Source organism: Phycisphaerae bacterium (assembly GCA_035275405.1).
Taxonomy (GTDB): Bacteria; Planctomycetota; Phycisphaerae; order UBA1845; family UTPLA1; genus DATEMU01.
This window is the reverse complement of the sequence record DATEMU010000014.1, coordinates 277,591-289,936: the sequence shown is the minus strand read 5'-3', so window position 1 is coordinate 289,936 and position 12,346 is coordinate 277,591. Positions and strand designations below refer to the sequence as shown.

Sequence of the window (12,346 nt, the reverse complement as noted above, 5' to 3'; positions counted from 1 at the left end):
GCCAAATAGGTCGAGCACGTTCTCGCCGGCGCGCGACGAATACTGCATCGCGCGAATCGCCAACTCGACGGGCTTCTCGGTTAAGTGGATCATCGCGTTGGGGTTTACTTTCTTGACGTGCCACAGGTCGGTCGCATTGTTCGGGCCGAGATACACGTGCGCCGCGCCTTCGCGCCAACCGTAGAAACAGATCTCGAAGGCCCCCATGAAATCCTTGCGCGTCAGGACCGGATGCTCCTTGTCCCACACGATGCCTTGGCTGAAATAGAGTTCGTTGGCCTTAAGGACCGGCGGGTAGTTGCCGAGGTTTGCGTATCCACCCCAGATGTAGAAGCCGCGGCCGGGTGTCAGCACGCGTGCCATGTTCTCAAACCAGGTCTGAAGCAGGGCGTCGAATGCTTCGTCCGTGACGAAGTCATTCGCCAGCGGACGGTCTTTGGCGCGGAGCTTGGTGGTCGTGCGTTTCTTCTCGCCCTGGCGGGCGACGTCGAACGATTGGTGATGCGTGCGTTTTTTCGCTTTGGGAAATGACGAGTTGCCCGCGGCGATGGCATTGTTAGAGCGCGGCTCAACTTTTACGTTGTATGGCGGATCGGTGTTAACGAGATGGATCGGCGCGCCGTCGAGCAGGCGATCGACGTCGGCGGCGCTGCTGCTATCGGCGCACAGGAGGCGGTGATTGCCGAGAATCCATAAATCATTCGGTTGCGTGACCGCCTTGTCCGGTGGCTCCGGCACATCGTCTGGATCGGTCAAACCCTGCTTGATGCCCGGATCGAATATGACGGCCAGCTGGTCGGCGTCAAATCCAAACGACCCCCAGTCGATGTTGACGTCCTTCAGCTCCGCCATCTCGATCGGCAGCAGTTCGAAATCCCACTTCGAAAGTGTTCCTACCTGATTGTCCGCAATTCGAAAGGCCTTGATCTGCTCGGGCGTAAGGTCGGTCGCCCGGATCGCCGGCACCTCCGTCAGTCCCAGTTGTCGGGCGGCCTTGGCGCGTGTATGCCCGGCAATTAGAACGCCGTCGGCGTCCACAATAACCGGGCATTTGAAGCCGAACGACTTGATTGATTGAGCCACGGCGGCGATGGCGTCCTCGCTGATGATGCGAGGGTTCTTCTCATACTCGCGAATCGAATCAACCTGTAGCATTTCGATCTTCATCGTTCGACGTCCTGTCAGTCGTGGGCTATCTCCGCCGTCCCCGTCCCCTTCGCCGTCGCCTTCGGGCGGCCATGAACATGAACTTCGCCGCTGAACCCATCGTCGCGAGGTTGGACCGGGGAACCGCCTCGATGATCAGTTGCGGCTCATCCAACGTGCATTGCCGGGTGCCAGCGCCGAACTCATAACTCCAACCCAACCCTATCGATCCACCGGCTTGTGCCGAAGCCTGGAGGGCGTCGATAACCGACGCCAAATCCGTCGTCTGTGGGCCAACGACCGGAAGGTCGGCCGCGAGGGGTGCGGCAGCCCCGATGGCCGCAAACAGCGTGGCGTCCGGTGCCGAAAGCGCTTCGTTGATCACCCCGACCTGTAGCACGCCGCCGGGGTTGGAAATGCTGGCGATCCCCCACGCAAGGTAGGCTGATTGGATTTGAAATTGCCGCAGGGGTTCGAGGGAAAAATAGGCAAATGCATGGATCACTAATTGGCCCGAACGCCGGACCAGGATGGGCGCGGTCACATTGCGGAAGTACGAACCAAACTCGTTCGCGATGTGCCCAAATCCCGACGTCGTGGGCGGCAGATTGAAAACCTCGGGGTCCATGCTCGTCACTCCGGCGTCGACCGCTCATCGCTCGCCACACCGCCGCCAACTTTCGCCCCCAACGCCCCACGTTCGCCCCCGTCGCGACGGGTGGGAACGGGCGACGTTGGGTACGCCGCCACGCGCCGGGTCGCCCAGGGCCCAACGGGTCGCGTCCTCGGCCAACCCAGGAACCCGCCAGGACCAACCCCTGGCCAGATCGCACGCAACTCACGGCGGTGGCGCGGGTTGTAAAAAATCGGACAGCGCGAAAGTGTTTCCATTCCTTTGACGTATTCCAACGCCCTCAGCGCGCAGCATCGCCGGGAAGGAACCATTGAACCCAAAGATGCCACGCTCATGGCACTCCATGCGATCCTCCAACGCGCAGCCCATCGGCCACGCGCGGGGGAACCGCCTACGGGTTACTTATGCCGTTCAGAGCGGGGTTGTCCGGAGAATTCAAAAAAAATTGCGACGCCGGCAGCAGCCGGGCATGACCCATAGACAGGCCATGATGAAGGGTGGAATGCGCCAATCAAGGGGGGGCGCGGCAGGCGCAGCAGGGCGCGGCAAGGGTTTCCGTATAAGCGCCACGCGAGGGGATTGGCCGGTAATACGGAAAAGGCTGTGGCGCCCTGCCGCGCTTGTTGCGCACCTACTCTTGGCCCGTCTCAAAGTCATTGGGCGCTTGGACTTGCAGTCCGATTCCTCGGAAGCCTCGAACGCTCTTGTTGTGTTCCTGACCATTCCCTTCCTTAACACCCTCTCTGCGGCGGAGACGGCCAAACAAGGCGCTTCGGTCCAAGGGCTGGCGGTCACCGCTATTCTGTGACCACTCTTGATAGGCCGCGAAGATCGCGGCGCGACTGGCCCAGGCCTGAGGCTGAAATACACAACGGTCGGCGAAGAACTCGCTGAGGAAGTCCTGTTCGCATCGATAATCCGAGGTGGCCGAGGTGACGGCCGCCGGTTCGCCGAGGCCCTCCCGCAGCCAGTCGAGGCATCCTCGGACCAGCCAGGCCAATATGCCGGACCACTCGGCAACCAGCTTAGCCAGGAGATTCGGATCGCGCTGGTCGGGCGGGATCACTACGTTGAAGGGGACCAGTCGAATGCGCCGCCACGCAGCCTCGGAATTCTCTCGGATGATGGGCTGGTTGTTCGTCACCATGATTAGCTTGTGCGTACGTGGGAACTCGAAATAGTCCTTCCGCATGAAACGGCCCTTCAGGCGGGCGTTGCCTGTCAACCGCTTGACGAGCTGCAGGCGTAGCGTTGCCGCCTCCTCGCTCTCGCTGGCGATAACCAAGCGCCGGCCGCAGAGGTCGGCGATCTCGGTGGGGTGTTCACGGTGTTTGGTGACGGTCAGGAGGTCAGGCGGCGACTCACTGGCATATTCACCCATGAGGCTGGTGATGGTGTCGAGGAGGACGTTTTTTCCGTTGTTACCTTGACCGTAATAGATCGGCATCAGTTGTTCGGTGACGTCGCCGGTCAGGCACATGCCTTGCAAGCGCTGGACGAAGGTGATGAGTTCGTCCTGTGTAAAGATCTCCTCCAGGAACTGATCGAACCGGGGACATGTCGCCTCGGGGTCGTATTCGACAGGGGCGAGCTTGGTGATTAGGTCCAGTTGCTGGTGCGGTCGAAGTGCGCCAGTCCGCAGGTCGATGGTGCCATTGAGGCAATTGAATGCCCAGCGGTCGGCGTCGAGGTCATCGGGGGCGACGGCGACGTCCGGCTGGGCCAGCGCCGCCATCGCCATCAATCGATCCCGTTTCTGACTGGCCATTGCCCAGCCGATCAGCTTGTCTTGTTTGTCGTCGGAACCCCGCTTGGCTTCGTCGAGGATCGCCAGGGCAGTTTGTTTACAGAGCTTGACGATTCTGCCGTGCTCGTCCCGTTTCCATCGCCGGCCATCCCAGATGAGCCACTGATTCATTCCGTGGCAATAGCGAATCTTGTGGCCGAAGCGCTGTACAAGACGGGCGGCGTTGCCCACATCGGTCATCAGCGCCGCAATTTGCGCGGCGCTCATGCTGGAGGCCGGGACGCCAAGGTCTTCGAGCCGCGCCCCAAATTCCCCGGCGCTCTCGACGATTTTCCGGGCCGATTCGAGCTTGTGATTCAGTTCCTTGTCGGTCCATTGCTCCCCGTTGGTTTTCTTTTCGTTAAACCAACGCATGACCCGCCACGCCGCGGATTCGTCGAGCCCGAAGCGGAAGCACTCACACGCCGCTCGTAGGGTTGAGTCGTGGCCGCCATTGCCACTGACGGCGTCCGGGCACTTGGCGACGTAGGCCAGGCAACGCTGCTCGCGGGACTCCATGTCAACCGTCAATGCCTTGGGGAGGGCCTCTTCGAGGATTTCTCGTGGGGGCGATGATTCTGCCGTATCCGACGTTGGCGATGCCTGTGGCCAAAACCGCTCGCAAAGCGCCTTGAGCGGCTCCTGTCGTTCTTCCACCGCCTGCGATGTGCCCGCAATATGGTCGCCGGTGACGGTGAAGAACCGCTTACTATCGTAGATCTCGGCGTGTTTGAAACCCGAGACCTTCTTGCTCTTGCAACCAGCCCAGGAGGGCTTCGTCGCCTTGATGAATAATTTGACGCCGGCCCCACTGGGCGAGATCTCCGCATAGCTGTCCAGGTCGTCGATGATCGCTCGGGCCTCGGGGACGATCTGACCATTCACGATGCATCCATCCAGGTCGATGCCGCAATAGGGATCGTCGGCCGTCAAGACAAAACCAATTCCGTCGAGGCCGCCACGCGCGCAGGCGATCACGGATTGGTCAAAGGTCGCCCACGTGCCGGGATCTATAGTGGACGCCTTGACCCCTTTCAGCGGATTCACGGGCACCTTTGTTGGATGACCGTCGCGCTCCTCGTAACCCCAGGCGACCCATTGGGGCTGGTCGCGCAAGGCGACGGGCACCTGCGCACGAATCAGATCGAAATCGACGGAATAAGGCGATGGAGACAAGGGCGCTTGGTCGTCGTTCGCGGCGCTATCCATGGGCCGCCGCCGTTTCCGCCCTGACCCCCTCTGGCCGCACCTGAAACGCCGACTCGCCAAACTCACGGTTCAATAGGCCGGTGAAAACCTTAATCAGAGCCGTGCCGACCTCGCCAGCGCCATCGACCGTGATCTGGCGGTTGGCCCGATCGACGCGATAACCGGCCTCGAGGCGCACCCGTGCCTCGCCAAAGAGGCCCTCCACGGACAGCAGGGCCAGGTGCAAGGTCATCTCCGCGTCGGACAGCGACGCGCTCGGTTCAAACTCAAAGCGAAACATGTCTGACTTCATGGTGTACTCCTATCGAACCCCTATTTAGGGTCGTCACCGGTTACTTATGCCATCCGCGCACGGCGTGCCCATAAAAATCAGGGTTCATCCAGGCCCGCAGCCCTGAAACGCTGACGGATCATCTCAATGAAGCACTCTAACTCTCGTGGGGTAATGCCCATGTCTTGGGCAATGGCGGTTTTGGTTTCGTGCGGCAGCCGCTGGCACAGCTTGCGGAGGTTAGGCGGCAGGTTCGCTAACACGCCTTCGACGGTCAGCTTCTGGTTGATCCGCTCGGTCTCGGACTTGGCTTCGAGGCCCAGTCGACGCGCGTGGTCGGCTTCGTTGAGGAGTTCGGCCCCGGTGACGGGCCGGCCCTTGTCTTCGCCGACCGCCACGTCGAGCGATTGGACAATTCGCCCCTCGCCTCGTTTTTGGCGCCCTCGGTCGCGGAGGTACATCTTGACGGCGGAATCCACGACGCGGGCGATAAAGGTGTTAAGAGCGGCCCGGGCGGGGTCGAATTTCGGCAGTTGTTGGATCAACCTTGCGGCCAACTCCTGCCGCACGTCATCCTCGTCAGAGCGGCTGAAGCCGGTCCGCCGGACTAACTTCTGGGCCTTGATTCGGATCAGGGATCGGGCATACGCGGGAAGATCCGCGTCGCGGGGGAGGGACGCACCCATGATGGCCTCCGGGTGCCGGAGGCCTCTGCCCGCGATGGGTCACTGATGCGCGCGGAATCTCCGCGTGCGGCGCGCGCCGCCCAAAATCAGAGATTCACGACGAGTGACCGGCGGGTTATGACCTCACGGCCTATACCCGCACCCGTCGATGTCGCGGTTTTGGTAGGTTTTGAGTGTTGCGACACGCCCGTTTAGGGCGCGTAAGTTATTCAGAATCCTGAGATTGCGATGGCGTGGAAAATCTTTTCCTCTTGTCGCGTTGCTGCGACGCGATAGTGCGACGTACCGAAGCGCTGTTGTACTCAGATCTAACAGCGGCGGGGCCGCCCTTGCGTCGTACCGCTCGCATTACTGCGTCCTTCGAAACCTTTTTGTGGTCATCGCTCAAGGACGCGGCCGCCTTGCGGTAAGAGCCTTCCTTCACATAGGTGCTAATCAAATCGTCGTCCTTCAGGAGTGATTTCATTACGACTGTTGCGATAGCGAGTTTTAGTTTTTCTCGTTCACGGCGAGTTAATTTTTCCGGAGCCTTTGCAATCTGTTCTAGCGAATCAAGGAGCGTAAGGCCCGATGGCGTGATTGAATAACCCGATCCCCTATCTTTGAGGTACAAGGCGCCGCAACGCAGTGGTCGAGCTTTGGTGAATGAAGTCTTGACCTCCTCAATAGACACGAAAAAAGGGGACTCGCGGCTGCTTCGAGTAGACTTATTTGCTTTCACCTCTCCTCCAGGCCTACCGGGCTGTGCGGGGTCTCGCCATGGCCCCCATTCGAACGAGTAGATTGGACCCCTGGGAGTGTGGAGAATGCACGGGCATCGCTGAATAGGAAGCCAGCGATCTCGCGCCGCACACCTGACGTAGTGTCGCCTTAGAAGCGATGACAATTCGTGCTTGATTTTATTCGGTTCGAGACCTGTCCATAGCTGGAGGATTAGCTCTGGGACATTGTCGCCGAACCTAATTCGCCAGGGCTTCGCCTTGGATTCAACGGTTACGAACTCGCATCCCCGGGTTTGAAGTGATTCGAGTGTTCGAAGGAGTATCTCTTGAAGCTTGTTCGGCTTGAATGGCATAGCGCATCACATCGTTGACGACGAAGTCTTGGCCGGTGCGCGGACGATGAATTCGTGCCCGTCGAACGTGTCCACGGCATCAACGCAGATCATTAGTAGCCCGAGCTGGAAGTCGCAGTAGAACGCCCGGCCAGTGTTGTAGCAGAGGCTGCGGATATGGTCGAGCATGATCGACGACAGGCGGGTGTTGTCCGTGTGGGTAAGAAAAGTCAGGATAGAAAATCACCTATATGTTCCGCGCTACTTTACAACTCGTAATCGCGGGCCTTCGGAGGCCATAAGCAGCTGTGCTACGGCATATGGTTTGGCGTTAAGTCGCTGAGCCAACGCCTCTAGCGTCGAACTCAAAAGGATGGCTTGCACTGATTTATCTACTACTGTCGGCGACTCCCTGGGGATAATGACAGGTTCTGCCTTTCGCCATCCATGCTTGCTTATTGCCATGAATAGTTGCTGCGCCTTCCTTTCGCTTATTACTTGTAATCGCTTGGCCTTCATGATCAGCGCCTGAAGCGACACCTTCCATCTAGCTTTTAGCGGTATCAACGATTGTAGAGTCACATTCGCCGGAAACTCGTTTTCGATTGCTTCTGTTGGGAGTAGGAATTCGCTCGCGAAGAGATCGGCCTCTTGTTCTTGATTCTCGCTGGGCATTCTGTGCATTAGAACGTGGCCAATTTCGTGGCTGAGCGTCCAACGAATCCTGTCACCTGGCCGGTCCCTATTGATAAAAAACAGCGGCGGAAGCATCGGCGTCCATTGGCTTATGGCGTCGATGGATTGGCTTCCAAACGACACCGGGATAACGATGCCGCCAGCGGCCTCTACGAAATCCACAAGGTTTTCCACAGGCCCCAACGGCATTCCCCAGGAGGCTCGCGCAAGGCGTGCAATCGCATCGGTGTCGTATTTGAATCTGCTTATGTCAAGCTGTGGAAATCCGTTATCTGATTCGATCTCTACTTCAGAGAGTATGCGCGCCACCTGCATTCGTAAGATATTGATGATCGCGTGTATTCGCTTGAGTTCGCCGACCGGCATTCGCTTGAATTTTCGGTAATAGAGACAGCCGCTTGTGAGTCCATACACGTCATCGGTTTGAAAGAAAAACGAAACAGGGTAATCAAGTGAATCTGCCAGCCGGCGTAATGTTTCGTCGTCCGGCATTATCGTCCCGTTTTCAAACCTCGAAATGCTAGACTGCCGAATCTCTGCGGCCTCTGCCAACGCGGACTGGGTAAGTCCGCGCGATTCTCTTGCGAGAACCAGCATCTTGCGGTTCAGGGCTTCCATTTACCTGCCTTCGATCTTCTTGACTTTGACTCTCGGAGTCGGGGGTGTTGGAGGCTTCCTGATGATCGGAATATTCGCCTCGCCGTCGTCGTCGCCCGCTTCCCTTATGATTTTGTGCGGCTCCCAGTAATGTTGCCGATGGCCTTGGCATGTCAACCACATGCCAGTAGTAGTAAACTTGCCTGGATCAAACCAATATCCGAACACAAGCCAGCGGGCTTTTGGGATGTGAATGAGGGCGCCATCGAAATCGTGATCTCCAACGTCGTCCTGCGTGTGCGTAATGACGTTGCTATAGAAAAGCTGATGGTCTACCTTCTTGACTCTGACATAGTACTCTCCCCCAACGTTCAAATAAGAAAATGGCAGGAGTTTTGGGAGTGATACGCCAGTGGGGAACTCGCTCTCTACGATGCGCGCCCATATTAGGTCATTGATATTGCTGGCATGCGACCGCGGGCCTAGCCTCATGAGCATCAAGTCATTCGCGGCCTTCTCGGACCAATCGCCACAGCCGCCGGTTACGGCTTCCGCAAGAATCTTGGTAACTGCAGCGGTACTTCGGATCGCTTTGCGGCGAGCCGCCGCGTCCCTACGAAACGGAAGGTATGGTTGGCTTGGCATCGAATCATAGTACCAACAGATCGACGCAAATCAACATAAAAAATGCGTAGGATTATGCGACAATAGTATGCGTGCCGTAAACACAGCAATAACAATATGTTATGGTATTTCTATTCTTTCCGCCGGCCTTGGCAGCCTTCTGGGCAATCTCGCGTCACTTTGCCGGGCTGAGTGTTCCCGCCCCTCAGATTGCCCCCCTTGCCCAAAGTGCGGCGTGCATCTTCCTGACGTTCGTGGAATCGGAAGCCTGTTCGTTGCATGGAACTTGATGAGCACCCGCTTACTCACACCTCAAACACCTTCAACACCTCGTCGCCGTAATGATTGATCACCTTCACCGCGATCTTGCCAGTCTTGGGATTGGCGAAGGGGCGATTCGCAGGACATCGACCTCTCAGGCTACTTCGGATGCCCATCCCTCACACAAGAGTTCTGCCTGTTCAAGAACCGTCTTTGTCGCCGCCTCCTGTTTATCAGGAGGGTATCCGTACTTGCGCAGGATTCGCTTCACGAGCACGCGGAGCTTGGCTCGGACCGACTCCTTAATCGTCCAGTCGATTGTCGTGTTCGCCCGGACCGATTCGACGAGTTCGCGGGCGATCTTCTGAAGCGTCGGATCGCCGAGTACCTTCACCGCGCTATCGTTCACCCCAAGCGCGTCGTAGAAGGCCACTTCATCATCGGATAGTCCCAGCGCCGCCCCGCGTTCGTCCGCCTCGCGCATGTCCCTGGCCAACGCGATCAATTCCTCGATGACCTGCGCGGCCTCGATCGCGCGGTTCTGGTACTTTTTGAGGGACTCTTCCAACATTTCGGCGAACGAACGCGACTGGACCAGATTCTTTCGACGGCGCGACTTGATCTCGCCAGTAAGCAGCTTCCGCAGCAATTCCACCGCGAGATTGCGGTGCGGCATTCCCCGGATCTCCGCAAGGAACTCGTCGGATAGGATTGAGATATCCGGCTTCTTGAGTCCCGCGGCCGCGAAGATATCGATGACTTCCTCCGACGCCACCGCCCGACTCACTAATTGGCGAATTGCGAATTCAATGTCCTCCGGCGGTCGTCCCTCCCGCGCGGAGGCCTTCGTCAGCGCCGCCCGAACCGCCTGGAAAAACCCCACGTCGTCGCGAATACGCATCGCCTCATCGTGTGGCACGGACAGGGCGAACGCCTGTGACAATTCCTTCACCGCCAACAGGAACTTGCTTTTACCGTCCCGTTTGGACAAGACATGTTCCTGTGCCGCGGGCAGCAACGACAACCGCTGCTCGGGCCGACCGGTATTCCAGTCCGACCAGTCGAAGCCCTCGAAGATTTGGCAGCAGACTTCGTGCTTCTCCAGCATGAGGGCGACGGCCTCTTCCTGGTCGATAGCCGTCTGGCCGGTCCCGCCGCTCTCGGTATAGTCCGACAACGCTTTTTTGAGTTCATGGGCCAGGCCCAGGTAATCGACCACCAGACCGCCGGGCTTGTCGCGGAAGACCCGATTGACGCGGGCGATCGCCTGCATCAGCCCGTGGCCGCGCATCGGTTTGTCGACATACATCGTGTGCAGGCACGGCGCGTCGAAGCCCGTCAGCCACATATCGCGGACCATCACGATCTTGAACGGGTCGTTCGGATTCTTGAATCGCTTGGCCAGCTCCTCCCGCTTAGATTTGTTGCGAATGTGCTGTTGCCAATCCGTCGGGTCGGACGCTGAACCCGTCATGACGACCTTGATCGTGCCACGGTCGTCCGCCGCGTCGTGCCATTGTGGACGTAACGCGACGATCTCTTTGTAAAGCTCGACGCAAATCCGCCGGCTCATGCAGACGATCATGGCCTTGCCTTCCATGCCATCCTCAAGCCGCCGCTCCCAGTGGGCGACGAGATCGGCGGCGATCAGCTTGACCCGCTTCTCCGACCCGACCAGCGCTTCGAGCTGCGCCCACTTGGTCTTGAGCCGCTCCTTGTTCTCGATCTCCTCGCCCTCCGTCGCCTCCTCAAAGCTCTCGTCGAGCGTGGGCCGCTCCTCGGGCTTGAGGGCCAGCTTCGCCAGGCGGCCCTCGTAGTAGATGGCCACCGTCGCGCCATCCTCCACGGCTCGCTGGATGTCGTAGACGCTGATGTAGTCGCCAAAGACGGATCGGGTATTGGCGTCGGCCTTCTCGATCGGCGTACCGGTGAAACCGATGAAGGACGCCTTCGGCAGCGCGTCGCGCATGTGCCGGGCGAAGCCGTCGATGAAGTCGTATTGGCTCCGGTGGGCCTCGTCGGCGATGACCACGATGTTGCGCCGATCGCACAGCACCGCGTGCTTGTCCCCCTTTTCCTCGGGGAAGAACTTGTGGATCGTGGTGAAGACCACGCCACCGGACGCCCGCGCCAATCGTGCCCGCAAATCGGCGCGGTCGGTCGCCTGCTCCGGCGGCTGGCGCAGGAGTTCGTCGCACCGCGAGAACACGCCGAACAGCTGGTCGTCCAGGTCGTTCCGATCCGTCAGCACGACGATCGTCGGGTTCTCCATCGCGGCGTCGGCGATGACCCGTCCAGCATAAAACGCCATTGTCAGGCTCTTGCCCGAGCCCTGCGTATGCCAAACCACGCCCACCCGTCGATCGCCGGTCACCGCGGACGCTTTTACCGTTTCGCTCACGGCCTGGTTCACCGCATGAAACTGGTGATACCCGGCCATCTTCTTGTAAACGCGCCCGTTCCCCTCGTCTTCGAAGACGATGAAGTGCTGGAGCAGTTGCAAGAAACGCCTTTTCTCGAAAACCCCGGTCAGCAAGACTTCCAACTGGGCCATCCGCACCGGCGCGAGTGTTTCGCCATCGGTCGTCCGCCAAGGCATGAACCACTCGCGGTCGGCTGTTAGCGTGCCGATCCGAGCGCCGAGACCGTCTGAGATGACCAGCGCCTCGTTGTACGCAAGAAGCGCCGGGACCTGCTGCTTGTACGTCTGGAGTTGGTTGAAGGCGGTCCAGATCGTCGCCTGTTCGTCCGCCGCGTTCTTGAGTTCGATTACGGCCAGCGGGAGCCCATTAACAAAAACGACGATGTCCGGGCGGCGGTTGTATTGGCCATCCGCTACCGTGAACTGGTTGACCGCCAGCCAGTCGTTGTTCTCGGGGTTATCGAAATCGACGAGCCGGACGATGACGCCGCCGATCGATCCGTCGAGCCGCTTTTGCTCGATAGTGATTCCATCGACCAGCATCCGATGGAAGGCGCGATTTCGGCTGACGGCGTCCGTCGCGTCTACACGCGTTACGCGCCTGAATGCCTCATCGAGGGCGTCGGGGGAAACGCTCGAATTAATTCGGACCAAAGCCCTGCGCAGCCGCGTGGCGAAAACGACCTCGTCAAAGGAGCCACGCTCCGCACCGGGAGCATCGGGCGCAAGCTCTGGGCCGTGGCGAAGTCCATATCCAAGCGATTGCAGCCAAGTCAGCGCGGCGAGTTCAACGTCGTATTCATTCACACGCTCATCCTACAACGGATAAGGGCGATAGCGCCGAAGCAATCGGCTGAAATTCTTCGCGACAGCACGGACGGAAGCCGGGAGGCCAACAGGCATTCAGCCGACAGAGCACACGTTGTTGGAGTGGTGCGTCCTTGTTAATGCGATCAACAT

Annotated in this window: 9 protein-coding genes; all 9 read right to left on the bottom strand. The window is 59.1% G+C overall.

The annotated features are described in order from the left end of the window. The coding region (locus VJZ71_17735) for a DNA methyltransferase (protein HKQ49920.1) at nt 1-1,167 on the bottom strand (1,167 nt) is incomplete at its 3' end. Between the two features lie 25 nt (nt 1,168-1,192). Continuing rightward, a complete protein-coding gene (locus tag VJZ71_17730; protein HKQ49919.1) occupies nt 1,193-1,774 on the bottom strand; it encodes a hypothetical protein in 582 nt (193 codons plus the stop codon). A gap of 637 nt (nt 1,775-2,411) precedes the next feature. Then, nucleotides 2,412-4,775, bottom strand: a complete 2,364-nt coding sequence (locus VJZ71_17725) for a phage/plasmid primase, P4 family (protein HKQ49918.1) — start codon at nt 4,773-4,775, stop codon at nt 2,412-2,414. Further along, nucleotides 4,768-5,067, bottom strand: coding sequence for a hypothetical protein (locus VJZ71_17720; protein ID HKQ49917.1), 300 nt, complete (start codon nt 5,065-5,067; stop codon nt 4,768-4,770). The genes VJZ71_17725 and VJZ71_17720 overlap by 8 nt, the downstream gene beginning before the upstream one ends. A gap of 77 nt (nt 5,068-5,144) precedes the next feature. Beyond that, complete coding sequence (locus VJZ71_17715; protein ID HKQ49916.1) at nt 5,145-5,732, bottom strand: sigma factor; 588 nt, start codon at nt 5,730-5,732, stop codon at nt 5,145-5,147. A 205-nt stretch (nt 5,733-5,937) separates the two neighbouring features. Next, nucleotides 5,938-6,453 (bottom strand): hypothetical protein, encoded by a 516-nt coding sequence (locus tag VJZ71_17710; protein ID HKQ49915.1) that lies wholly within the window; start codon nt 6,451-6,453, stop codon nt 5,938-5,940. 360 nt (nt 6,454-6,813) lie between these two features. Next, nucleotides 6,814-6,975 carry a hypothetical protein gene (locus VJZ71_17705; protein HKQ49914.1) on the bottom strand — a complete coding sequence of 54 codons (162 nt, stop codon included), beginning with the start codon at nt 6,973-6,975 and terminating at the stop codon, nt 6,814-6,816. A gap of 72 nt (nt 6,976-7,047) precedes the next feature. Then, on the bottom strand, nt 7,048-8,100 hold the full coding sequence (locus tag VJZ71_17700) for an XRE family transcriptional regulator (GenBank protein HKQ49913.1): 1,053 nt from the start codon (nt 8,098-8,100) through the stop codon (nt 7,048-7,050). 1,018 nt (nt 8,101-9,118) lie between these two features. Continuing rightward, entirely contained in the window at nt 9,119-12,193 is a 3,075-nt protein-coding gene (locus tag VJZ71_17695) for a type I restriction endonuclease subunit R (GenBank protein ID HKQ49912.1), read from the bottom strand. Nucleotides 12,194-12,346 lie beyond the last annotated feature (153 nt).